This is a genomic window from Robertmurraya sp. (assembly GCF_036676585.1).
Classification (GTDB): domain Bacteria; phylum Bacillota; class Bacilli; order Bacillales; family Cytobacillaceae; genus Robertmurraya_A.
This window is the reverse complement of sequence record NZ_JAKFCQ010000115.1, coordinates 60,105-83,746: the sequence shown is the minus strand read 5'-3', so window position 1 is coordinate 83,746 and position 23,642 is coordinate 60,105. Positions and strand designations below refer to the sequence as shown.

The 23,642-nt window shown below is 39.0% G+C and carries 23 protein-coding genes; 4 read left to right on the top strand and 19 right to left on the bottom strand.

The genetic code is table 11. The features are described from left to right. The 3 genes from ACGLXV_RS15650 to ACGLXV_RS15640 all read right to left on the bottom strand — a co-directional run. Positions 1 to 554: acylphosphatase (locus ACGLXV_RS15650; RefSeq protein WP_391559407.1), on the bottom strand; the 554-nt coding region annotated here is incomplete at its 3' end. Next, on the bottom strand, positions 539 to 1,198 hold the full coding sequence (hypB, locus tag ACGLXV_RS15645; RefSeq protein ID WP_391559406.1) for a hydrogenase nickel incorporation protein HypB: 660 nt from the start codon (positions 1,196 to 1,198) through the stop codon (positions 539 to 541). The genes ACGLXV_RS15650 and hypB, both read right to left, overlap by 16 nt. Next, entirely contained in the window at positions 1,195 to 1,554 is a 360-nt protein-coding gene (locus ACGLXV_RS15640; RefSeq protein ID WP_391559405.1) for a hydrogenase maturation nickel metallochaperone HypA/HybF, read from the bottom strand. Before ACGLXV_RS15640 ends, hypB begins: the two co-directional genes overlap by 4 nt. Before the next feature lie 154 nt (positions 1,555 to 1,708). Between ACGLXV_RS15640 and ACGLXV_RS15635 the strand changes: the two genes are divergently transcribed. Beyond that, positions 1,709 to 1,894: a hypothetical protein gene (locus ACGLXV_RS15635; RefSeq protein WP_119709045.1), complete on the top strand. Its 186-nt coding sequence runs from the start codon at positions 1,709 to 1,711 to the stop codon at positions 1,892 to 1,894. Positions 1,895 to 2,052: 158 nt separating this feature from the next. Beyond that, positions 2,053 to 3,210, top strand: coding sequence for a glycosyltransferase family 2 protein (locus ACGLXV_RS15630; RefSeq protein WP_391559404.1), 1,158 nt, complete (start codon positions 2,053 to 2,055; stop codon positions 3,208 to 3,210). Between the two features lie 38 nt (positions 3,211 to 3,248). Here the strand turns inward: ACGLXV_RS15630 and rnz are convergent, their stop codons facing one another. The 4 genes from rnz to ACGLXV_RS15610 form a co-directional block, all read right to left on the bottom strand. Then, the gene (gene rnz, locus ACGLXV_RS15625; protein WP_391559403.1) at positions 3,249 to 4,175 is read right to left on the bottom strand and encodes a ribonuclease Z; all 927 of its coding nucleotides are present in this window, start codon (positions 4,173 to 4,175) and stop codon (positions 3,249 to 3,251) included. A gap of 98 nt (positions 4,176 to 4,273) precedes the next feature. Beyond that, positions 4,274 to 5,074: an ABC transporter permease subunit gene (locus ACGLXV_RS15620; protein ID WP_391559402.1), complete on the bottom strand. Its 801-nt coding sequence runs from the start codon at positions 5,072 to 5,074 to the stop codon at positions 4,274 to 4,276. A gap of 16 nt (positions 5,075 to 5,090) precedes the next feature. Next, on the bottom strand, positions 5,091 to 5,888 hold the full coding sequence (locus ACGLXV_RS15615) for an ABC transporter permease subunit (protein WP_391559401.1): 798 nt from the start codon (positions 5,886 to 5,888) through the stop codon (positions 5,091 to 5,093). 3 nt (positions 5,889 to 5,891) lie between these two features. Then, positions 5,892 to 6,776, bottom strand: coding sequence for an ABC transporter ATP-binding protein (locus tag ACGLXV_RS15610; RefSeq protein ID WP_391559400.1), 885 nt, complete (start codon positions 6,774 to 6,776; stop codon positions 5,892 to 5,894). A gap of 333 nt (positions 6,777 to 7,109) precedes the next feature. Here ACGLXV_RS15610 and zwf point away from each other — a divergent pair, with 333 nt between their 5' ends. Further along, positions 7,110 to 8,579, top strand: a complete 1,470-nt coding sequence (gene zwf / locus ACGLXV_RS15605) for a glucose-6-phosphate dehydrogenase (RefSeq protein WP_391559411.1) — start codon at positions 7,110 to 7,112, stop codon at positions 8,577 to 8,579. Positions 8,580 to 9,326: 747 nt separating this feature from the next. Here the strand turns inward: zwf and gndA are convergent. From gndA to mce, 6 genes are all read right to left on the bottom strand, one after another. Then, entirely contained in the window at positions 9,327 to 10,733 is a 1,407-nt protein-coding gene (gene gndA / locus ACGLXV_RS15600; protein WP_119709051.1) for an NADP-dependent phosphogluconate dehydrogenase, read from the bottom strand. Positions 10,734 to 10,868: 135 nt separating this feature from the next. Further along, the gene (locus tag ACGLXV_RS15595; protein ID WP_391559398.1) at positions 10,869 to 12,143 is read right to left on the bottom strand and encodes a DNA polymerase IV; all 1,275 of its coding nucleotides are present in this window, start codon (positions 12,141 to 12,143) and stop codon (positions 10,869 to 10,871) included. Positions 12,144 to 12,220: 77 nt separating this feature from the next. After that, positions 12,221 to 12,694 carry a chemotaxis protein CheW gene (locus ACGLXV_RS15590; RefSeq protein WP_391559397.1) on the bottom strand — a complete coding sequence of 158 codons (474 nt, stop codon included), beginning with the start codon at positions 12,692 to 12,694 and terminating at the stop codon, positions 12,221 to 12,223. Between the two features lie 127 nt (positions 12,695 to 12,821). After that, complete coding sequence (locus tag ACGLXV_RS15585; protein ID WP_391559396.1) at positions 12,822 to 13,940, bottom strand: tripeptidase T; 1,119 nt, start codon at positions 13,938 to 13,940, stop codon at positions 12,822 to 12,824. A gap of 75 nt (positions 13,941 to 14,015) precedes the next feature. Beyond that, entirely contained in the window at positions 14,016 to 15,566 is a 1,551-nt protein-coding gene (locus tag ACGLXV_RS15580; protein WP_391559394.1) for an acyl-CoA carboxylase subunit beta, read from the bottom strand. Then, positions 15,563 to 15,988 (bottom strand): methylmalonyl-CoA epimerase, encoded by a 426-nt coding sequence (gene mce / locus ACGLXV_RS15575; RefSeq protein ID WP_391559393.1) that lies wholly within the window; start codon positions 15,986 to 15,988, stop codon positions 15,563 to 15,565. Before mce ends, ACGLXV_RS15580 begins: the two co-directional genes overlap by 4 nt. A 135-nt stretch (positions 15,989 to 16,123) precedes the next feature. Here mce and prli42 point away from each other — a divergent pair, with 135 nt between their 5' ends. Then, positions 16,124 to 16,219, top strand: a complete 96-nt coding sequence (prli42, locus tag ACGLXV_RS15570; protein WP_162927785.1) for a stressosome-associated protein Prli42 — start codon at positions 16,124 to 16,126, stop codon at positions 16,217 to 16,219. Positions 16,220 to 16,259: 40 nt separating this feature from the next. Here prli42 and ACGLXV_RS15565 read toward each other — a convergent pair whose 3' ends face one another. The 6 genes from ACGLXV_RS15565 to ACGLXV_RS15540 form a co-directional block, all read right to left on the bottom strand. Beyond that, a complete protein-coding gene (locus ACGLXV_RS15565) occupies positions 16,260 to 16,775 on the bottom strand; it encodes a L,D-transpeptidase (RefSeq protein ID WP_119709057.1) in 516 nt (171 codons plus the stop codon). 16 nt (positions 16,776 to 16,791) lie between these two features. Continuing rightward, complete coding sequence (locus tag ACGLXV_RS15560) at positions 16,792 to 17,796, bottom strand: aromatic acid exporter family protein (RefSeq protein WP_119709058.1); 1,005 nt, start codon at positions 17,794 to 17,796, stop codon at positions 16,792 to 16,794. A gap of 114 nt (positions 17,797 to 17,910) precedes the next feature. Beyond that, positions 17,911 to 18,348, bottom strand: a complete 438-nt coding sequence (locus ACGLXV_RS15555) for a BrxA/BrxB family bacilliredoxin (RefSeq protein WP_391559391.1) — start codon at positions 18,346 to 18,348, stop codon at positions 17,911 to 17,913. A gap of 169 nt (positions 18,349 to 18,517) precedes the next feature. Next, the gene (gene meaB, locus ACGLXV_RS15550) at positions 18,518 to 19,564 is read right to left on the bottom strand and encodes a methylmalonyl Co-A mutase-associated GTPase MeaB (protein ID WP_391559389.1); all 1,047 of its coding nucleotides are present in this window, start codon (positions 19,562 to 19,564) and stop codon (positions 18,518 to 18,520) included. After that, on the bottom strand, positions 19,564 to 21,744 hold the full coding sequence (scpA, locus tag ACGLXV_RS15545) for a methylmalonyl-CoA mutase (RefSeq protein WP_391559388.1): 2,181 nt from the start codon (positions 21,742 to 21,744) through the stop codon (positions 19,564 to 19,566). The genes meaB and scpA overlap by 1 nt, the downstream gene beginning before the upstream one ends. Then, positions 21,737 to 23,599: a methylmalonyl-CoA mutase family protein gene (locus tag ACGLXV_RS15540; protein WP_391559386.1), complete on the bottom strand. Its 1,863-nt coding sequence runs from the start codon at positions 23,597 to 23,599 to the stop codon at positions 21,737 to 21,739. Before ACGLXV_RS15540 ends, scpA begins: the two co-directional genes overlap by 8 nt. Positions 23,600 to 23,642: the final 43 nt, after the last annotated feature.

Genomic DNA, 23,642 nt, shown 5'->3' with positions numbered 1-23,642 from the left:
GGTCCACAATCTGAACAACAAATAGGCTGAGCATGGTGCCTCCGATTCGATGGATCTTGATACTCCAATTCACAATCATGGCACATAGAAAATTCCTTCATTGTCGTATTTGGACGATCATATGGAAGACGATTGATAATCGAATAGCGCGGCCCGCATTGAGTGCAATTAATAAATGGGTAGTGAAAACGTCGATTATATGGGTCGTTCAATTCATCCAAACATTTCTTACAAATCGCCGCATCCGCAGGTATCCAGGAAATAGACCGTCCGTTTTTGCGGCTGGGAATAATCGTAAATTCTTTATAATGGGCGAGTGGAATTTGATGAATGTTTATCTCATTAATTTTTGCCAATTTAGGCGGATATCTTTTGATTTCACCCACCATTTTCTCCAAATTTCTTTCTTGTCCTTCAACCATAATGGTGACACTATTTAGGTTATTTTGGACCGTTCCATTGAGTTGATATTTTTTTGAAAGATGGTAGATAAATGGGCGAAAACCAACTCCCTGCACCTTCCCTGTTACGATTATTTTTATGGCTTTGTACATTGAAGATGAGCATCCTTTATCCAATTGATCCATTCTTCCATCCCTTCACCCGTTTTTGCAGATAATGCTTTCAATTGCGCCTGCGGGTTAATTTCTTTTAAGTTTCTTTTCGCTTCTTCTAAATTGAAAGATACATAAGGAAGGAGGTCGATTTTATTAATAATAGTTACATCTGTACGTCTAAACATGACAGGATATTTCGGGATTTTATCATTTCCTTCAGGGACACTTAAAACCACCACTTTATAATCTTGTCCTAGATCATAACCAGATGGACAAACTAAGTTCCCAATGTTTTCAATAAAGAGAATGTCAATGGAGTCTAGTTCAAAATCTGGTAATGTTTTCGTAATCATCCTTGCATCAAGGTGACATCCCCCTACCGTATTAATTTGAACCGTTTTGACTCCTAGTGAACGTAATCTTTCTGCATCCAGATCCGTTGCTAAATCGCCTTCTATCACAGCCATATGAAACTCATTCATTAAGGCTTTAATCGTTTCTTCCAGTAAAGTTGTTTTACCCGCCCCTGGAGAGCTCATTACGTTAATGACAAGAGTATGTTTTTTTTTGAATGTTTCTCTATTAAATGCAGCAGCCAAGTTTTGATCTTTTAACACATCTTCTTGTAGCTTGATTTTCACAGTTCATCACTTCCTTCGTATGATTCAACCCTAAAGGTTTCACCGGAAACGAGTAAACAATTTGGTAGTCCGCACTTTGGACATAGCACCATTCTATAGTCGGGGGTAAACTCAAACAGACATGTTTGACATTTTGCTTTCGCCACTTCACGTATAATTTCTAAGTTTGTATTTTCACCAAGAATACCTATTCCTTGTTTCCGAAAATGAAAAAATGCTAACTCTAGAGCATCAGGCAGTACATTTGATAAATCACCAACAATCACATCTATTTTGTCTACTTTGCTAAAACCATGTATTCTAGCATCTTCAGAAACTATTTTTATAATTTCAGACATAAGCGACATCTCATGCATCCTCAACACCTTCTGTTTTTCTGTCACTTAAATGTTTATGCTTGGCTTTATTAAAAAGAACAATTTGTAATATACCGCAAAAATGGCCATGTATAGACAGTTGGTAAGAGAGAAAACTAATTTTAGTAAGTATTAGTAAAGGTGGGAGCTTTGTGTGGGGGTAAATGTACTGTGGGTTACATTAGCGTTCTGTGTTGGCTTGATTATTCTAAATGTGCTTAATACTGTTCTAGTGGAACGGATGGATAGTGATGTGGCTTTTGCTATATCTGGGATTGTACTTCTTGTTAGTGGTATGGCATATCTAGTTTCTTGCGGAATCATGCTAGAAGCGTTATAGGGGGCATTTCCTCTTAAAAAGGAGTTCTGTATTAGCGGAACTCCTTTTTTATATATAACCTAGGGGAAGCCATTAGAGAGTCCATCATTTGTTCTTTCCAATAGAACAGGTATAATCAAAACAGTAATAAATCTACTTATAAACAGAAGGGTGTTTTGATGTCCTTATTTCTAATGGTTTCTTCTTTATTAGCTCTCAGCATTGTGGTTTGGCTTGTAATCTTTATTGATGCAAAGATCGGGCTTCAGAGAATCGATCGTCTCGAAAACGAACCTGCTTCTCAGGACGGTCCTTTAGTGTCCATTATTGTTGCGGCACGTAATGAGGAAAAAGGAGTAAAAGAAAGCTTACAAAGTCAATTTTCGCAGAGTTATGGTCATTTAGAATGGATTTTGGTGAACGACCGATCAACCGACACTACTCCAATCATTATGAATGAGATGCAGTCTGCATACAAAAATGTAAACGTTATCCACATTACTACCCTTCCACCAGGATGGTTAGGGAAGAATCATGCGATGTATGTTGGCGCAAAGCAAGCGAGAGGAGAACTTCTCTTATTCACAGATGCAGACGTGATATTTCAGAAGGATGCAATCGCAAAAGCCGTTCATTATTTTATGGAACATGAACTTGCCCACTTAACAGCTGCTCCTAATTTACGAGGACAGCGCTTATGGTTAAATAGCTTTATTGCCTTTTTTATGTTTGGTTTCTCCTACTTTAAACGTCCTTGGCTTGCGAATCATCCTCGTTCTAAGGTGGGGATAGGAATTGGAGCATTTAATCTAGTGAGGAAAGAAGCCTATGAGAAGTTAGGAACACATGAAGTCATTAAAATGCGTCCGGATGATGATTTAATGCTCGGGAAAAAGATGAAGGAAATGGGATTTAGACATCGAATCGTAACGGCTTTGACACTTCTTGAGGTAGAGTGGTACTCGACTTTAAAGGAAGCACTTATTGGCTTAGAGAAAAATACGTTTGCGGGATTGCATTACCGAATTAGCATGGTGATGTTTGCGATCTTCGGAGTGTTTGTGTCACAGGTACTCCCCTTCTTTACTCTATTTTCCTTTGAACCTATTTTAATCTATTTGAGTATCGGTAATATTTTTTTACTCGCATTAATTTACTCCATGATTATTAAAAGAATGACAACATATTCGCCATGGATGTTTCTCCTCTTTCCTTTTACAGCTATGTTGTTTATTTACTCGATCATACGAGCCAGCTACTTAACTTTTAAAAGAGGGGGCATTATTTGGAGAGGGACGAAATATCGCTTAAAAGATTTACGCAGCAACAATACGTAAATAGATAAAAATAAATCGGGACCATATTGGTACCCGATTTATTTTTGTACAGGAATAGATATTTCTTTAAAATCATCGGCAATTTCGGTATTCGGAAACACTTCTCTCGCTTCCTCCACATGTAATTGGGAAGCTCTTTTGTCATATCTAGAGCTGATATGATTAAGACACAGTTGTTTCACGCCAGCGTCTCGTGCGACCTGTGCTGCTTGTGTAGTCGTTGAATGAAAATAATCATACGCAAGCTGTTCCTCTCCCCTAGAAAATGTGGCCTCATGAATGAGAAGATCAGCATTTGAAGCAAGTAAATAGGCGTTGTCACATAGTCTTGTATCACCTAAAATCGTTACGATCCTGCCCTTTATATCCTCACCACGAAACTCGGAAGAATCAATGATGGTTCCTTCTTCTAACACAACGTTTTCCCCAGCCTTAATTTTTTTATATAAAGGACCCGGTGGGATATTTGCTTCCTGTAGCTTTTCTACTAATAAAGAGCCTGGACGATCCTTCTCCACGACTCGATAGCCGTATGATGGAATTCCATGCTCCAATTTACGAGCTTCAACCTTGAACTGCTCGTCTTCAAATACAATCCCCTCTTCAATTTCTACAATCTTTAGAGGGTACTTTAAATAAGTTCCGCTTACTTGCAAAGAAATATCTACATAATCTTTTATCCCCTTAGGTCCATATACCGTAACGAGTGACTCTCCTCCTTGGAAGGATCGACTGGACAATAAACCAGGCAAACCATATATGTGATCTCCATGAAGATGAGTAATAAATATCTTTTCAATACGGCGTGGCTTTATAGAAGTGTGTAAAATTTGATGCTGAGTGGCCTCACCACAATCAAACATCCAAAGTGTCCCTCTCTCATCCAATAGCTTCAGTACAAGAGAACTTACGTTTCTAAGTTTTGCCGGAACCCCTGCCCCCGTACCAAGAAATAAAATATCCATTTTATACGCTCCTTTATGTAAAAAAACCGACGTCATCAAAGGACATCGGATACGTTCATTCTTACTATCACTATACCATAATTGTTACGAGATTCTTACTATATATGCAGATCTCTCTTTTCATAAGCGATAAAGGTATAGATCGTCATGGCCACAACTAATAGGATGCTTACCGTTATATATATTGCTTCATACCCGGTTCCGCCAATGATGTCCTTTGCCTCATAATATTTGAAAGGAGTGAAGACAGAAAGAATCTCCAGATTTTCGTTAAGGTCAATAGCCATTGATAAGAAAAAGGCTATTAGTAACACTGCTGTAGAAATGCTTGCAGCCCTCTTGGGATGCTTAATGCTAGCAGCAACTGATGTTCCTAAGGATAAAAACATGAGTTGCAGGATAAACATACCACCCATCAATTCAGCAATCTCTATCAGATACGACTCATCTGTCTTATTATAATAATCCACCATCAAGTGAGAAATCAAAAAAGTGACGGAATTTAGTACAATAATAGCTACCAAGGATGCCATCCATTTTGAAAAGATCACCTGTTTTCTAGAGATTGGTTTCACTAATAAAAATTCTGCTGTTTTATCTCTTTCCTCTTTTGAGATGATGTTCGCACCTAACATCACAGCATGAATAGTGGTCATAACAATTAAATATAAAAACAAAATACCGTAATAGCCGCTTACAGTCGTTAAATCCAACGAACCTGTTCCCATAATGGCCTGCATGGCCTTTGGCATACTAGCCATGAGGTCATTAATAGACTGACCGGAAGATTCTGTTGCTCCGTACTTACTCATTCCCCCAGCTACCATAGCAAGAATTCCTAGACACCAAATAACGAGTGACTTTCTTAGTGCTTTTAACTCTCTAATAAATACATTCATCTTAACCCCTCCTTGCTTACACCGCATTCATATCCTTTTTAGTATAGATGAAAAAGCTAGCAATAAGAGCTAAGATGATCCATACCAAACCGACTATCAAATACGACCATTCATACTGACTGTTTTTAATAATATACATTGAGTCAAAATACTTGAACGGAGTGATATATCGAACGGAAGCTTCACCCACTGTAGAACCAAACATTCCAATAAAAAAGAAAGCAAAGACGACACCTAGTGATAAAGAAAGAACCGATTTCAACTTTGGCAATAGCATTGATGCAATCACTCCAATGGCTAAAAACATAACCTGAACAAAAAAGAGCGTAAATGAAAGAAGAAAAAATGCTTGTTCATTAAAATTCTCCGTCTTTACGTATGAAGCAATGAAATAAGCACAGAGAATGAAGGTTAGGCTAGTAATGGCAATAGACACAAATGCCGCAGAGAGTTTTGACACAATGATCGTTGACCTTGAAACAGGCTTGGTAAGAAGAAAATCAACTGTCTTTTCACGTACCTCCTTGGAGAGGATAGAAGTACCTATCATCATCGCCTGTATCGCACCGCATAACGCAATATACATAAAAACATACGAATAAAAACCTAGGATGCTAGTAAAGCTACCAATTTCAATCCCAACGGCATTACGCAATGCTTCCGGGAGAGTTTTTAACAGCTCGTTCACTTGTTCCGCATCTTTCGCAAAGGAAGGAAAAAGTGACATAAAAAAGAGCACAAGCGCAATAAGGGAAACTGTCCAGACAATCGTCGCCTTTCGATAAGCTCTTACTTCGTAAAGAAAGATATTCACCTTCTACTCCTCCTTTTCGTAGTAGTGCATGAAAATCTCTTCAAGGGTTGGTTCTTCTACCCACAAATTCTGAAGTGGTATCTCTGCTATTTTGCTTATAATTGCATTCATGTTCCCTTTGTAAATAAAGGACACCGTCTTTTCTTTCACCTTAATATCTGTGACACCGTCTAGCTGGAAAACTTCAGAAGTTACTTGATTAACAGCTTCTAATCTAAATTTCTTATAACTATTCTCTGTTAACGCGCTCATCGTCTCGACTTTCACGATTTCTCCTTCTTTAATAATGGCCACACGATCACAAAGCTTTTGAACCTCACTTAAAATATGAGAGGAGAAAAGAATGGTTGCTCCCTTCTTATTTTCTTCTCTTAATAATTCGAAAAATTTCTGTTGCATTAATGGATCCAAGCCACTTGTCGGCTCATCAAGAATAATAAGCTTCGGTTCGTGTAATAATCCTTGAACGATTCCAACCTTCTTTTTATTGCCAAGCGAAAGATCGTCAATTTTCTTAGAGAGATCTAGATTTAATGCTTCAGCAAGCTCACGTATTCTCTTTGTACAATCCTTTTTATAAAAGCTTGCAGAATACTTAAGCAAGTCAATAACCTTCATATTGTCATAATAAAAGACCTCTGATGGAAGATAACCAATCTCCTTTTTTATTTCAGGAGCATATTTTATACAGTCCTTCCCAAAAATCGTAGCACTTCCACTTGTTGGATAAATAAGTGCAAGCAGTGTTCGAATGGTCGTCGATTTCCCAGCTCCATTTGGGCCAATGAATCCAAAAATCTCCCCTTCTTTTACTGTGAAGCTGACATTGGAAATTCCTCTTGCTTTTCCATACATTTTCGTTAACTGATTGCTTTCAATCACATTCATAAAGAAAGCCTCCTTTTTAGACAGTTGATCTATCTAACACCATCATACTACATGAAAAATAAGGCAACAATAATTTTATGAAATATTTTTATTAAAACATTTCATAAAATAAATAAATAACGCTTTCATTTTCATTGAGGATAGTTCAAGCGATTTGGTTAAAAATAAATACGTAATTTTGTGAAGAATTATTTGCTTATTTCGCTAGAAACCGATAAAATTCTGTACTTGTATAGGTCAATTTTTTTTTATAAAAATACATATATAACATGGAAATACCCTGGAAGAGAGGTTCTTAACGTGACACAAAACGAGAAACCGACTGCATTAATCATGATATTTGGAGCAACTGGTGATTTAGCAAATAGAAAACTGTATCCTTCGCTCTATAAACTGTTTGAAAAAGGAAAGCTTTCAGACAAATTTGCTGTAATCGGAGTTGCCAGAAGACCATTAACAAATGAGGAATTCCAAGAGAACATCAAAAAATCGGTAAAGTCTTCTATTCAAAAAGAAAATCGAATTGATGAATTTGCTTCGCATTTTTACTATCATTCACATGATGTAACTGATTCAAATTCATACGCAGTGCTTAATAACCTAGCAAATCAACTTGACTCAAATTATGATTTACAAGGCAACCGCATCTTTTATTTAGCGATGGCACCAGAGTTCTTTGGAACCATTGCACTCCATTTAAAAGAAGATGGTTTGACCAATGTGAGTGGGTTTAAACGCTTAGTCATTGAAAAACCATTTGGTCATGATCTTCAATCAGCACAAGAGCTAAATGATCAAATCCGAACTGCCTTCTCTGAAGATGAAGTGTACAGAATTGACCATTACCTAGGAAAAGAAATGGTTCAAAATATAGAAGTTATTCGATTCGCGAATGCGATTTTCGAACCGCTTTGGAACAACCGTTATATTTCGAATATTCAAGTAACTTCTAGTGAGGTTCTTGGAGTTGAAGAGCGCGGACGCTACTATGAGAAAAGCGGTGCGTTAAGAGATATGGTTCAAAACCATATGCTCCAAATGGTTGCATTACTTGCGATGGAGCCGCCAATTAAGCTAACAACAGAAGAAATTCGCTCTGAAAAGGTGAGAGTCCTCCGTGCTCTTCGTCCAATTGAAGGTGAAGAAGTAAAAGAATACTTCGTTCGCGGCCAATATGACAAAGGCACGGTAGAAGGCACAGAAGTTTTAGGGTACCGTGAAGAGCAAATGGTTAACCCTGAATCTAACACGGAAACATATGTAGCTGGAAAACTGATGATTGACAATTTCCGCTGGGCAGGGGTTCCTATTTATATACGTACAGGGAAGAGAATGGATTCCAAATCTACAAAAATTGTTATCCAGTTTAAAGACATTCCTATGAACCTATATTATAGCCCTGAGGAAACATTGAATCCGAACCTGCTTGTGATTCATATTCAACCAGACGAAGGCATTACGCTTCATCTAAATGCGAAAAAAGCGGGTCAAAACATCGCAGCAACTCCTGTTAAGTTAAACTATGCAAATCGTGGGATCGATGGGTTAAATACACCAGAGGCATACGAGAAGCTTCTATTCGATTGCATGCGCGGTGATGCAACCAACTTTACACATTGGGATGAAGTTGCTCTATCTTGGAGCTTTGTTGATAAGATTTCTGATGTTTGGGAAAATCAAAAGGCCGAGAACTACCCTAACTACAACGCAGGTACTGTGGGCCCTCGTGAAGCGGATGAGCTTCTTGAGAAAGATGGATTCCATTGGTGGCCAATCTCTAATTTTGACGTTGATAAGTGCTAAAAAATAAGCTCCTGTCCATTTAGTTAAAGGGTTCTGTTTTCGAGTACTTTCTTATTAAAATACACAAGAAAAGACGTATGAATTGGCATACGTCTTTTCTTTATTTATTAACATTTCTACGAAACCCCATTAACTTTGACCTAGCAATTGACATCATTATTAAGATGGACAATAAGTATTGTACAATTAAAAAAGAGGGTTAAAACTTATGTCATTTGCAGTGCCGTTTTGAGTACCAATTTTATTGATCTTACAAGCAGGTCGATAAAAAGCTGTTGATTCCCACATCTAGGTTCAAGAGGGTCCGCACTTATCGGTTGGGGATCAGGTTAAGCACCCGAGCTGATAAATAAACGGAGAAATTCCGGTTAATTATTAATTATTATTAAAAAAAGCGTAAATAGACGGAGAGATTCCGCCTATTGGCTCGAAAAAGTCAAAAAGGAGCAATTTTTCTTTGCATAAGCGGAAAACATCCCCTTATTTACCCCGAAACGAGGCTCCATTCTGCATCTAACCGGAAATTCTCCGCTAATTTTACTTTTGCTAGTTACTCGATTAAGGACTTTTAAATACCAATAACGATGCCAATACGACTGTCATTTCGGCACGTATTTTAAGAAAAGCACTTCAAAGTGGAACCCCTTTACCATTTAGGATAGGAGCTTTTTTACGCCCCTAGCCGCTTTTCAATGGCACGCAAAATAGCCTACCCTATTGGGTAGGCTATAGTTGCTTCTAGAAGGCTTAGAACCAGTTTGTATGGAATGTTCCTTCTTTATCTGTACGTTGGTACGTATGTGCACCAAAATAGTCACGTTGAGCTTGTAACAGATTCGCTGGCAGTGTTTCTGTACGGTAGCTGTCATAGTATGAAAGCGCAGCAGAGAAACATGGTACAGGAATACCGTTTTGAACGGCAACAACCATGATGTCACGAAGAGCATGCTGGTAGCTTTCAACAATTTCCTTGAAATATGGATCAAGTAATAAGTTTTTAAGCTGTCCGTCACGATCATATGCTTCTTTAATCTTTTGAAGGAATTGAGCACGAATAATACATCCTCCACGGAAGATCATTGCAATTTCTCCATATTGTAAATCCCAGTTATATTCTTCTGAAGCTGCACGCATTTGTGCGAAGCCTTGTGCGTATGAACAAATCTTACTCATATAAAGAGCTTTACGAACTGACTCGATAAATGCCTTCTTATCACCAGTAAATTCCTTCGCAGTTGGTCCACCTAATACTTTGCTAGCATGAACACGTTCTTCCTTCATTGCTGAAAGGAAACGAGCGAATACGGACTCCGTAATGATTGGTAGTGGTACCCCAAGGTCAAGAGAACTTTGGCTTGTCCACTTACCTGTTCCCTTTTGCCCTGCTGTATCAAGGATAACATCAACAAGTGGCTTACCTGTTTCTTCGTCTTTTTTCGTAAAAATATCAGCTGTAATTTCGATTAAGTAGCTATCTAGCTCGCCTTTGTTCCACTCAGCAAATACTTCATGAAGCTCGTCTGCACTAAGACCAAGTACATGCTTTAATAGGAAGTATGACTCAGAGATTAACTGCATATCTCCGTATTCGATTCCATTATGAACCATTTTCACATAGTGACCTGCTCCATCTGGACCGATATACGTTGTACAAGGCTCACCGTCAACCTTCGCTGAGATATCCTTAAAGATAGGTGCAATTAACTCATATGCTTCTTTTTGTCCACCTGGCATAATAGAAGGCCCTTTAAGCGCACCCTCTTCTCCGCCGGAAACGCCTGTTCCAACAAAGTGGATACCTAATTCACTAAGTTCTTTATTGCGGCGCTGTGTATCAACAAAATATGTGTTTCCACCGTCAATAACGATATCACCTTTATCAAGTAATGGCTTTAATTGATCAATGGTTGCATCAGTTGGCCCACCAGCTTTAACCATAAGCATGATTTTACGTGGCTTTTCTAATGATTCAACAAATTCTTCCATGCTATATGTACCAAATATATTTTTTCCATTTGATTCCGCAAGCATTTCATCTGTTTTTTCGCTTGAACGATTGTAAACTGAGACTGTATAGCCTCGGCTCTCGATGTTCCAAGCAAGGTTTTTCCCCATTACCGCTAACCCAATAACTCCAAATTGTTGTTTTGTCATTTTTTTACTTCCCTTCTAGCTAAATACTTATATACATAAGAATCCACTTTACTTTAGCAAGATTAAGCAAAAAGCGCAAGTAAGGTGATTAATTAAATATTCAAATATATTTTTTCCTGAATTTCTTTAACTATGTTACTCTTCTTTCCTATCTCTCGCCGTATGTAAAAAATCTTTATTAAAGCTTGTATCTGTACCAATTGACGGCGTTTGTTTTTTCTTTCGAGCCATTCCTGCCCGATTTATGATGGCTGTACCGTACTTTTCTTTTAATTTTGAAACAGCATTTAATAACGGCTCTTTTTTTGCATCACGTTCATAAGAGAAAAGATCGAGCTGTTTCACTGCTTCATTAACATGTATTAAGTCTGTACCTGTGATTCCAAGAAGGCGGATGGCATTCCCATTCCAATTGGAATGAAACAATTTTTTGGCAAGCTGAGAAATTTCATCTTGTTTATCTACTGGATTATTTAGTTTTTTACTTCTAGTCAACGTTTTTCGATCCTTATACCGTATCGTTACACTTAATCCCGTTGCCAACACTTGCTTTGCTTTTAGTCTTGCAGATACTTTCTCTGCCAGCTTCTCCAAAACTTCGTTTAACTCTCTGACATTTGTGACATCCTTCGGAAGCGTGGTTGAGTTTCCAACACTTTTAAAGTCAGAAACAGAGTTTGGGTCCACTTCTCGGAGATCCATACCATTCGCTCGTTCCTTCAGACGTACTCCATTGATTCCGAGAAGTGATTTTAACTGAATCTCATTTCCTTTTGCTAAGTCACCAATCGTATGTATACCAATTGTTTTTAATTTCTCAGCTGTCTTTTGACCAACACCGTGCATTTCCCCCACATTCATTGGCCACAGAACATGTTTGATATCTCTTTTTCTAAGAACCGTTATTCCTAATGGCTTTTTCATATCAGATGCTGTTTTTGCTAAAAATTTATTGGGAGCGATTCCGATGCTGCAAGGAAGATCAAACTGTTCTAACATCCTTGCTTGAATCGTTTTTGCAATTTCAAGAGGTGATCCAAACTCGTAGCTTTCAGTAATATCTACATATCCTTCATCAATGGAAACCGGCTCGACAAGGTCCGAAAACTGCCTTAACAGATCAAAGATAGCGACAGAGGCAGCCCGATAGCGCTCAAAATTAGGTTTCATCACAATTAACTCAGGGCATAGTTTTCTAGCTTCCCATAACGGCATTGTCGTTCTCACCCCTACATTTCTTGCTTCATAGCTGCAGGTAACAATGATTCCGCGTCTTTCCTCAACATTGCCCGCAATCGCAAGTGGCTTCCCCTTTAAACTTTGATCGTAAGCCATTTCCACGGATGCATAAAAGCTATTCATATCCACATGAAGGATGACACGACCGTTTTTCGGGTACATTTCTCGCATAGCCCACCTCCTCACCATTGTCCTTATATTTTACCAGAAGAATTGGAAGACGAAAAAAAAAGAGAGCCACAACCTGGCTACTCTTCTTGGTGTGATTTCATATATTGTTGGATTTCATTTATTCCTTCTAGCGATTGAACAAGCTTAGATGGATCGATCATTGTAATTAAACGAGAATCCAAGTTGGCAATGGAAGAAAAGTAACTTGTTTTATTAAATGCTACTAACCCTAACTGCTTTAAATTTTCCTTTTCAATATCAATAATCTCTTTTGCGTCGTTAACAAGGACTCCAATGGTTAATTCATCTGTCTTTACCACAATCATCCTCGTTTGATCGTTGTACTGAATGGTTCGGTGATATAAGATCTCCTCAAAATCAAGAACAGGCAGTAATTCTCCTCTTACTTTCACGATTCCTTTCACGTACACAGGTAAATGAGGGATTGGTGTAATTCCTTCCACCTTCTCTATCGAAATCACATGTTCAATAGGAATACAGTATTCTTCCGTCCCTACTTGAAAAACGACTACTTTTGTTGTTGTAAGCATGGGTACTCGCTCCAATCTAGCACAAAGGCATCATACTTTATACCTGTATCATACTAACATTCCTGCTATTTTGTCTATCGAAAGTAACAAAAAAAAGAGTGAAGGATCTCTCCTCACTCTTTGTCTATTAAGCAGACACTTCTTCAATGATAGCAATTACATACTCTGCCAACTTATTGAGTTCTTCAATAGGCATTCTTTCATTCGTTGTGTGAATCTCTTCATAACCCACTGCTAGGTTTACGGTAGGGATTCCAAATCCAGCTATTACATTCGCATCACTGCCCCCACCGCTTCTTAACAGCTCAGAGGATCGACCAATTTTGGCAGCCGCTTTTCTCGCTACTTCAACCACATGGTCTCCTTCTCCAAATTTAAAGCCAGGGTACATTACTTGAACATCAACCTCTGCTCTGCCACCCATTTCTGAGGCCACTTCTTCGAAAGCAGCTTTCATTTTTTGCACTTGCTCTTCCATCTTCTCATTTACCAACGAGCGTGCCTCAGCTAAAATTTCAACGTGGTCACAAACGATATTGGTTTGCGTACCGCCTTCAAAACGACCGATATTTGCAGTTGTTTCCTCATCAATGCGACCAAGAGGCATTCTTGAAATGGCTTTTGCTGCAATCGTAATAGCCGATATCCCTTTTTCAGGTGCCACGCCAGCATGTGCTGTCTTTCCAAAAATCGTTGCCTTTACTTTTGCCTGCGTAGGTGCAGCAACAATAATATTACCTACTTTACCGTCACTATCTAGAGCATAGCCGTATTTTGCTACAAGTAAGGATGGATCTAATGCTTTGGCACCAACCAATCCAGACTCTTCTCCAACAGTAATGATAAATTGAATCGTTCCGTGCGATATGGATTGTTCCTTTAACACACGAACCACTTCAAGCATAACGGCAAGTCCCGCTTTATCATCCGCTCCGAGAATGGTTGTACCATCTGTTACTACATAACCATCCTTAATGCTTGGTTTGATGCCTTTACCCGGCACAACCGTATCCATATGGGAAGTGAAGTAGATTGTGTCTACCTGCTCCTTTGAGCCTTTAAGTGTACAAATTAAGTTTCCTGCCCCATGTCCAGTCGTTGCAGTTGTATCGTCTTCAACCACGTCAACGCCTAGATCTAAAAATTTCTGTTTTAATACCTTTGCAATTTCTGCTTCATTTTTCGTTTCTGAGTCCACTTGAACGAGCTCAAGAAATTCCTTTAACAATCTTTCTTCATTAATCATCCTGTACCCTCCATCAATCATTCACTCACTCTTGTAGTATAACTTTTTCTTATCATAATCAGCAAATGAATGGGTTTAAAGGGGAATATTTCCATGCTTTTTATTAGGACGAGTTTCTTTTTTATTACGAAGCATCTCTAAAGATTGGATAATTTTAATTCTTGTTTCACGCGGATCAATGACGTCATCTACCATCCCCATACTTGCGGCCACATATGGATTAGCAAATTTTTCACGATATTCCTCAATTTTTTGTGCTCTTGTTGCCTCTGGATCTTCACTTTGGTTAATTTCTCTTGCAAATATAATATTCGCAGCCCCCTGTGGTCCCATCACTGCTATTTCAGCGTTCGGCCAAGCAAATACAAGATCAGCACCGATAGACTTCGAGTTTAATGCAACATAGGCTCCGCCATAAGCTTTTCGCAAAATAATCGTTAATTTTGGAACCGTTGCTTCTGAATAGGCATACAATATTTTCGCTCCGTGTCGGATGATTCCACCATGTTCCTGCTTTACACCAGGGAAGAAGCCTGTGACATCCTCAAATGTAATAATAGGTATGTTAAACGAGTCACAGAAACGAATAAATCTGGCTGCTTTATCAGACGAGTCTATGTCCAACCCACCGGCCATAAACTTCGGTTGATTACATACTAATCCAATTACTTCACCCTTTACTCGAGCGTACCCGACAACGATATTTTTGGCGAAATCCTTTTGAACCTCCATGAAAGAATCTTCATCTACTACTTGCTCAATCACCTTTCTCACATCGTACGGACGGACCGCGTCAAATGGTACCACATCGGTTAAATCAGGACGGTAATCCCAATCATCTTCATACTGACTAATCGGTGCTTTTTCTTCATTATTCTGTGGAAGATAGCTTAATAATTGTCGGACCCCCGCAAGTACTTCTTCCTCCGTTGATGCATGAAAATGAGCATTTCCACTTATGGAGTTATGTACCTTTGCCCCTCCTAAATCCTCGGGACTTATTTTCTCACCCGTAACCGTTTCAATTACCTTAGGACCTGTTATGAACATTTGACTCGTTTGATCCACCATAAACACAAAATCAGTGATGGCTGGGGAATACACCGCCCCACCTGCACACGGACCCATAATCACAGATATTTGCGGTATGACTCCAGAGTAAATGGCATTTCGATAAAAGATCTTTCCGTAGCCATCGAGAGACACGACTCCTTCTTGAATTCTAGCTCCACCCGAATCATTCAGCCCAATAAATGGTGCACCATTTTTCGCAGCCAAATCCATTACATTCGCTATTTTATTCGCATGCATCTCCCCTAAAGCTCCACCAAAAACCGTAAAATCTTGAGAGAACAAGTAGATTGGACGACCATTTACCTTTCCATAGCCAGTAACGACGCCGTCGCCTGGACCCTTTTGATTTTCTAAACCAAAATCCTTGCATCTATGTTCTATAAAAGGGTTCAGCTCAATAAAGGTCCCCTTGTCAACAAGAAGCTCGATTCTCTCCCTTGCTGTCAGCTTTCCTTTTTCATGCTGCTTTTCAATTTTTTGATCTCCCCCACCTAACTCTACTTCTCTTTTCCGGTCATATAAATCATTGATTTTCTCATAGATGTCGATCATTTTTGACTCCCCCCATCTCTTTGACACAATTCTAAAAGCACATGATGAGTTGATTTTGGATGCATAAAGGCCACTCTTGCATGATGTGCTCCTTCTTTTGGATTATCATGAATCATTTGTACACCCTTCTCTTTTAATTCCTGAATCCTAGATTCTATGGAATTTACCCCTAGAGCAATATGATGGATTCCTTCTCCGCGCTTTTCGACAAACTTATAGATAGCGCTTTCAAAATTTGTCGCTTCTAATAACTCTAACATGACATTTCCCGTGTCTATAAAGGCTACTTTTACTTGTTCTGATGGGACTTCTTCGATTCCTACAAGTTTTAACCCAAGAACCTCTGTGTAAAAAGGCAAGCTAGCATCAATTGATTTTACAGCGATCCCAATGTGATCGACATTATTTATCACTTTTTCCATCTCCCTCAAAAGTAATATAATTATAAATATTCGCTTTTTGGACAAAAATCCCTTCCAAGCCTTGAGCGGTTGTTCAATTTATCTTTTCCTAGTAAAATAAACGTAGAAAAGTTTCTGCATGAGAGGAGATAGAAAATGGGAAATAAGAAAACACAAAAGATTGTTGTTTATTTAATGCTATTTGCGATGTTAGCATCTACCATACTAGCTGGAGTCATTGCATTTTTATAAAAAGCAAAAAGTCACTTAAGAGTTTGCCTTAAGTGACTTTTTATTTTGAAATCGCACCGTATTCTTTTGCTATTTCTGCATAGTTTTCATTTGTTGTTGTGATTAATACCTTTGTGCCTATTGGAATGAAATCATAGAGGGATTCGATGGCTTCATTTTGAAGTCTCACACATCCCTGCGACACATACTTACCTATGGAACTAGGAGTGTTGGTTCCATGAAGACCATAGATTCTTCCATCGGTTTCATTTGCGTCAAATCCGATCCATCTTGTACCTAAAGGATTTTCTGGATCTCCACCATTAATATTGTTTTTTCGATAATATGGATTTTTTGCCTTAACCGTTATCGTAAATAATCCTTCAGGAGTTAACTCCTCCGTTTTGCCTGTTGCAGCACTTACCACTGTCTGAACTCGATTCTCATTAATTAAAGCTACTTCATTTGTAGCTTTATTGACAATTAGAAAAGGATCCCCCGGAAGAGGATTTTCTCCTAATGGCCAAATAGGATTTGAAGTAAATGCTATAAATAAGGCTAGAAGAAAGGATACCATACGTTCACCTTCCGTATTATTTCTCCTTAGTAGTTTGTAGCATCTTCTTCCTTTTATTCGCTTTTGGTTTTTTCATTCCAATAAAGTCCTTTTTAATCGTTAAATATTGCTCCATTTCCTTTGTGAAGTGCAAAAGAGCCGCCCGAGTCTCAAATTCCTCACGTGTTCTAGGAAGCTCCATTTTCTGAAATTCCACTCTCATTCTCTCTAATTTTTCAATATAAATATCCGCTGTGTTCCCCGGATGGATATTATTTGAGAGATCTTCAATGAATTCCGCAATCATCTCTCCCTGTTCGACGGTAAGAGAAATGGAACTAACAAGAGGCAAAACTCTTTCAATAATTTCAAATTGCTTCTCTCTCATTTTAAAATAGTGATAATATAAGTTCTCGTTTCGGAGGAAATGGTTTTCTACATCACGAAAAGCTAGGGTTTTTGCCTCATCAATAAGCGTCGCTGTTTCAGGGATTTCATGACCATCCCAATCCGTTTTATTATTCTTTAAATATAAGATAATTTCGTCAAAGATGGCTTTGAATTTCTCCTCTATTTTCCTTTGATAATCAATCAGCTTATTTTCTAAACTTGGCATATACAAGTTCATGATTAAGGCCACACCAATTCCAATAATAATTAAGCCCAATTCATTCAATAATAAACTCTTTGTAATATGTCCGGCTGAATACAAATGCAGAATAATAACCGTGCTCGACACAATCCCATCGCTTGCACCAACCATTACCGCTGTAGGAATGAATAATAATAATAAAAGTCCGATCATGACGGGATGGAAAGCAATTCCTTCAAAAATAATGATTGAAAAAACCATTGCTACCATGCAAGCTAAAAACCGTTCCCAGGAAGCACGTACACTTTTCTTTTTTGTTACTTGAATGCAAAGGATGGTAAGGATACCCGCAGATGTAAAACTCGAAAGGCCAAAAGCCTGAGCAATCATAATGGAAGCAGCTGCTCCCAAGGCGGTCTTTACCGTTCGGTAACCAATTTTAAATTCCATTTTATATTTTACTCCTATATGTTAATTTCCCATTAGTTACCTTACCCTTGATGACGCTTTCAATTCAACTGTTAACCGATGAAGATTCAAAAGAAAAACCCCAGAGACCTGAGGTTACACTTCTTCACAATATTTATCGAATGCTTCTTGTAACTTTTGTACAACTGCCATTGGTTCATGCCCTTCAATTTCATGGCGTTCAACCATTGTTAAAATTTTCCCGTCCTTTAATAAAGCAAAAGAAGGAGAAGATGGTGGATAATCAGTAAAATAAGAGCGTGCTGTTGCTGTTGCTTCTTTATCTTGACCAGCAAAAACTGTTACTAATTGATCAGGCTTTTTATCGTAGTGAACAGAATACATCGCTGCTGGACGAGCAATCCCACCTGCACAACCACATACTGAGTTGACCATTACAAGTGTTGTACCTGACTTAGAAAACGCAGCATCCACATCTTCTGACGTCTTTAATTCTGTATATCCAGCAGCAGCAATTTCTTGTCGCGCTTGTCGAACCACATCGTTCATAAATAAATTAAAATCCATATTCACAAAAAGTTCCCTCCATCATTTCAATATTATATATTCAATATACCAATATGAGATACAAATATACAATCAGAAAGGTTTAAGGTAATGAAAAAAGGGTATGATATAAGCACAGCTAGATCATACCCCTACTCCTTAGATGAAGGTCACCGTATGTGTGACCTTCCTTTTTTTATTTTTTTTCATAAAAATTTTTGAATAGAAGGTCTACTGCAGAGGTAACCGTCTGATCACCATCAACAACAGCTCTTTCAAGCTGAGGAAGCAATTCTTTTATTTTTTCATGAGCATAAAATTGTAACTGAAGCTGATCCGTGATTAAGGCGTGCATCCAATCCTTTGTTTGTTTTCTTCTCCGCTCTGCAAACACTCCTGATTGTGTTGTTTCCTGGATAAATTGTTCAATTGTCCGCCAAATTTCCTCAATTCCTTTATTATATAAGCTTGAGCATACATGCGCTCTTGTTTCCCAACCTGTAGTTGAGGGTTGAAGGAAATGCAGAATTTGATTATATTCATCCCTAGTTTTTCGAGCGGCAGCTTCATTTTTACCATCCGCTTTATTTACGACAATCGCGTCGGCTAGCTCCATGATTCCCTTTTTCATCCCTTGCAGCTCGTCACCAGCACCTGTTAAAAGAAGGAGCAGAAAGAAGTCTACCATGTCTCTTACCACGACTTCACTTTGTCCCACACCAACTGTCTCTACAATAATCACTTCATAACCTGCGGCTTCACAAAGGGCAATAGACTCCTTCGTTTTTCGATGTACACCACCTAGCTTTCCTCCCGTAGGGGACGGACGAATAAAAGCCAACTCCGCCCTAGATAGATGTTCCATTCTCGTTTTGTCTCCTAAAATACTCCCTCCACTCCGCTTAGAGCTTGGATCAACGGCTAGAACAGCTACCTTAATTCCTTGTTCACATAAGTACATCCCAAATGAGTCGATAAAGGTACTTTTTCCGGCTCCTGGTACACCTGTAATACCAATCCGGACCGAGTTACCTGAAAAGGGGAGGATCTGTTGAAGAAGTTCCTGCGCCTTCTTAAAGTGGTGGTCGGCATTGCTTTCGATTAATGTGATCGCTTGAGCGAGCATCGAACGATTTCCATTCCTTAGCCCTGAGCAAAGCTCCTCGACCGTTGGTGCATTATTTACTTTTTTGTGAAATCGTTTTGCAGAAGAAAAGCTATTGTCTAAATGATTATCTTTCATTACTTTTCCACTTCCTCATAGCCTAATCGCTCGTAGATAGCACTAACCACCTTTTGAGCAGCTACTGGAATAACGGTCCCTGGTCCAAAAATAGCGGCAGCCCCTTGGCCATATAAATAGTCATAATCTTGAGCAGGGATCACGCCACCGATTACCACTAAAATATCATCCCGGCCTAAGTCCTTTAATTCTTTCATTAACTGTGGAAGCAGTGTTTTATGGCCGGCAGCAAGTGAGCTTATTCCAATCACGTGAACATCATTTTCGATCGCTTGTAAAGCGGTCTCCTTTGGTGTTTGGAATAACGGTCCAATATCCACATCAAATCCTAAATCAGCAAAAGCCGTTGATATCACTTTTGCTCCCCTGTCGTGACCGTCCTGTCCCATCTTGGCAATAAGGATTCTTGGCCGGCGTCCTTCGTTTTCTAGAAATTCCTCTGTCATGCGCTGAACTTCTTTCATTTCCTCTTCATTCGAGTACGCAGAGCTATATACTCCACTAATTGAGCGGATAATCGCTTTGTGTCTTCCTGCAACAACTTCGACCGCATCTGAAATTTCCCCGATTGTTGCACGAGCCTTGGCTGCGTTTACCGCAAGTTCAAGAAGATTTCCTTCTCCTGTCTGCGCCCCTTTTGTTAATGCTTCTAGAGTTCGCTTTACTTCTTGCTCGTTTCTATTCTCCTTTACGTATGCCAGTTTTTCAATTTGCTTTAATCTTACAGCCGTGTTATCTATGTCTAAAATCTCAATATCTTCTTCTTTATCTACTCGGTAACGATTGACACCGATGATTGTTTCCCCGCCTGAGTCAATTTTGGCTTGACGCTTTGCTGCCGCTTCTTCAATCTTCATTTTTGGCAAGCCGGTTTCAATTGCTTTTGCCATTCCACCTAGCTCTTCAATCTCTTCAATATGCTCCCATGCACGTTTTATCAACTCATCTGTTAGTGCTTCAACATAATACGATCCACCCCAAGGGTCAATCACATTCGTGATTCCGGTTTCTTCCTGAAGAAATAACTGCGTATTTCGAGCAATTCTAGCAGAAAAATCGGTTGGAAGTGCAATAGCTTCATCTAGAGCATTTGTGTGAAGAGATTGAGTATGGCCCATCGCTGCAGCATGCGCTTCGATAAGTGTGCGAGTCACATTATTAAACGGATCCTGTTCAGTTAAGCTCCATCCAGATGTTTGGGAATGGGTACGTAACACCATAGATTTCTCACTTTGAGGAGAAAACGACTTCATCATCTTTGCCCAAATGTAACGCCCTGCCCTCATCTTAGCTACTTCCATGAAATAATTCATACCAATCGCCCAAAAAAATGATAATCTTGGGGCAAAGGAATCGATATCAATACCCGCTTTTAGACCTGTTCGAACATATTCGAGCCCGTCTGCTAGTGTGTAAGCAAGCTCGATATCTGCCGGTGCTCCCGCCTCCTGCATATGATATCCTGAAATACTAATGCTATTGAATTTCGGCATATACTTAGAAGTATATGAAAAAATATCAGCGATAATTTTCATCGACATTTCTGGTGGATAAATATATGTATTACGAACCATATATTCTTTTAAAATATCATTTTGAATCGTCCCAGATAACTGTTCCTTACTTACCCCTTGCTCCTCAGCCGTTACAATGTAAAAGGCCATGATCGGCAAAACGGCTCCATTCATTGTCATCGAGACAGACATCTGGTCAAGAGGAATGCCATCAAACAAGGTTTTCATATCGAGTACAGAGTCTATAGCAACACCTGCTTTTCCTACGTCACCTACGACGCGTGGATGATCAGAGTCGTAGCCTCTATGGGTAGCTAAATCAAATGCTACTGACAGACCTTTTTGTCCCATTGCTAAATTTCTACGATAAAATGCATTACTTTCCTCTGCGGTAGAAAAGCCTGCATACTGTCTTACCGTCCAAGGCCTATTAACATACATCGTAGGATATGGTCCCCTTGTAAAGGGGGGCAAACCAGGTAAATCTCCAAGATGAGCTAAATGATCACGGTCATCTCTCGTATATAAAGACTTTACTTTGATTTGTTCATTTGTTTCGTAAAATAAATCCTCTATGGACGCAGTTATTTCTTCTTTTTCTCGGTTACTCTTTTCTTCCTTAAAGGACGAAATCTTTATTTGACGAAAATTGGGTTTGTTAAGCATGAGTCGTTTCCTCCATTTCAGTCAAGAGACTCGATAGAGAATCATAGCAGTTACTTTGTCGATGAAAAAAGTCCGTTACACCTGATTGAAGCCATACATCCTTTGCTTCAGGTAGCCCTGCCAAATATAGTCGTTTTTCTGGATAATTCTTATGAAATTCTTTCACGATGGTAAGTCCCAATTCTTCAAATTCTCCATACGCTCCACACAAGCAGTAAGTTGAATGGTTACTACTTTCAATATACTTCTGAATTTGCTCCCAACTGTCAGCTCCCTCACTTTTTTCCGTAACGATCCCACCTGGTGCAAGAAAGCCCGCAATAAAATCTGCTTGTGGCTTAAACTGTTTTAACCCACCTATACAAATTACCCCCACCACTGGTTGCCGTTCTAGTTTTTCAGAAAGCCTTCTAAGGGTTTCATAGGGTTCTGAAAGTCTAGATTGCTTTAGCTCGGGTATCTTGATGGCTACTGTTTCAGGTGTTGTTTTTTGCTGCATGCATAATTTTAATGGTTGATCTTCTAAATTTGCGTACATATTGGTACCGACAATCGATTGTTTTCTTGTGAAACTATCATTCTTTCTATTATCCAATACTTTAGAGATTTGTGATTGGATGTCACCATCAACAAGGGAGGATAGCATACCGCCATAATCATCAATTTGCAAAAACAGCTCCCATGCCTTCTTGGCAATCTCATCAGTTAGTTCTTCTATATACCAGGAACCTCCAGCTGGATCGTGTGTTTTACAAATAAGCGCTTCTTCTTTTAGAATAAGTTGAGTATTTCGAGCAATTCGCTCTGAGAACTCTGCTCCGTTCCCTTCGAGCTCATTAAATGGACTTACATGCAAATATTGAACCCCTCCGATAACTGCAGCAAATGCTTCATTACTAGAACGAAGAAGATTCACATATGGATCATAAACTGTTTTTGTAAAGCTTGATGTTTGTGCTGATATGACCATTTTTTGATTTTCGTTACTTCCACCGTATGCTTTTACGATTTCACTCCAAAGCATCCGTGCTGCTCTTAACTTAGCAATTTCCATAAAGAAATTGGCTCCTACTGAGAAGTGAAAAATATATTTAGATAGTATTGTTTCGATCGGTATGTTTCGGTTAGAGAGTTCTTCTAGGTGGAATACGGCAGTTGCAAGAGAAATCGCAATCTCTTGGACGGCGTTAGCCCCCCCATTATGATAGGGAGTTGTGTCGACAAGAATTGTTTTTAGTTCTGGGAATTTTTGTGAGGCAAATTGAATGTTTTTTGCTAATTCATCATAGAAATCGTTCACTGGCTCTTCTAAATAGCCATCTGAAGCTAATTGAGCTAACGGATCCGTTGCGATAAAGCCTTGTATATCACTTCTCTCTTTGACGCTACTGAGCTCTGAAAGGAGTTTGGATTGGTGACCTTTCTTTGCATGAACGCAAACTGGTAAACGGTCCGTAAACGCTTCAAATATAGATTGATAGGAGATATCCTCTTGAACAGAGAAAGAAACAGCGGACTGTCCGCCTTTGATTGCAGCTTCCATCTTGTTTTTTAGCTCATTTCCGGTAGACGCGTGAATGGTCTGAGCTATTCTCCATGGTTGCTTCTCCCCCAAATACGAATCAATTCCTCTTCGATAATCTGGGATACCAGGAAATTGAGAACAGTGTTGTTCTTTTTTAAAATAAAGCGGTTTCATTTTTATCTGTTCGTATGTATGTTTTATTAAATGTTCTACCTTTTTTCCTTTCAGTGACTGTTCACTTTTTTCGGTCCAGTCTTCTTCTTGCCAAAGTGGGAATGACGCATGTTTCATATCTTTTATTTGCATTGTATGCCGTGTCAAATTTGCCACGGCTCCCCTCCCTCCGAAAGATAAATTGAGGTAAAATTTAAAA

What these genes read in the sequence shown, in the direction of transcription:
- ACGLXV_RS15640 (WP_391559405.1), bottom strand. Translation starts at nt 1,554, where the DNA reads ATGCATGAGATGTCGCTTATGTCTGAAATTATAAAAATAGTTTCTGAA.
- ACGLXV_RS15630 (WP_391559404.1), top strand. Translation starts at nt 2,053, where the DNA reads ATGTCCTTATTTCTAATGGTTTCTTCTTTATTAGCTCTCAGCATTGTG.
- rnz (WP_391559403.1), bottom strand. Translation starts at nt 4,175, where the DNA reads ATGGATATTTTATTTCTTGGTACGGGGGCAGGGGTTCCGGCAAAACTT.
- ACGLXV_RS15620 (WP_391559402.1), bottom strand. Translation starts at nt 5,074, where the DNA reads ATGAATGTATTTATTAGAGAGTTAAAAGCACTAAGAAAGTCACTCGTT.
- ACGLXV_RS15610 (WP_391559400.1), bottom strand. Translation starts at nt 6,776, where the DNA reads ATGAATGTGATTGAAAGCAATCAGTTAACGAAAATGTATGGAAAAGCA.
- zwf (WP_391559411.1), top strand. Translation starts at nt 7,110, where the DNA reads ATGATATTTGGAGCAACTGGTGATTTAGCAAATAGAAAACTGTATCCT.
- gndA (WP_119709051.1), bottom strand. Translation starts at nt 10,733, where the DNA reads ATGACAAAACAACAATTTGGAGTTATTGGGTTAGCGGTAATGGGGAAA.
- ACGLXV_RS15595 (WP_391559398.1), bottom strand. Translation starts at nt 12,143, where the DNA reads ATGCGAGAAATGTACCCGAAAAACGGTCGTGTCATCCTTCATGTGGAT.
- ACGLXV_RS15590 (WP_391559397.1), bottom strand. Translation starts at nt 12,694, where the DNA reads ATGCTTACAACAACAAAAGTAGTCGTTTTTCAAGTAGGGACGGAAGAA.
- ACGLXV_RS15585 (WP_391559396.1), bottom strand. Translation starts at nt 13,940, where the DNA reads ATGATTAATGAAGAAAGATTGTTAAAGGAATTTCTTGAGCTCGTTCAA.
- ACGLXV_RS15580 (WP_391559394.1), bottom strand. Translation starts at nt 15,566, where the DNA reads ATGATCGACATCTATGAGAAAATCAATGATTTATATGACCGGAAAAGA.
- mce (WP_391559393.1), bottom strand. Translation starts at nt 15,988, where the DNA reads ATGGAAAAAGTGATAAATAATGTCGATCACATTGGGATCGCTGTAAAA.
- prli42 (WP_162927785.1), top strand. Translation starts at nt 16,124, where the DNA reads ATGGGAAATAAGAAAACACAAAAGATTGTTGTTTATTTAATGCTATTT.
- ACGLXV_RS15565 (WP_119709057.1), bottom strand. Translation starts at nt 16,775, where the DNA reads ATGGTATCCTTTCTTCTAGCCTTATTTATAGCATTTACTTCAAATCCT.
- ACGLXV_RS15560 (WP_119709058.1), bottom strand. Translation starts at nt 17,796, where the DNA reads ATGGAATTTAAAATTGGTTACCGAACGGTAAAGACCGCCTTGGGAGCA.
- meaB (WP_391559389.1), bottom strand. Translation starts at nt 19,564, where the DNA reads ATGAAAGATAATCATTTAGACAATAGCTTTTCTTCTGCAAAACGATTT.
- scpA (WP_391559388.1), bottom strand. Translation starts at nt 21,744, where the DNA reads ATGCTTAACAAACCCAATTTTCGTCAAATAAAGATTTCGTCCTTTAAG.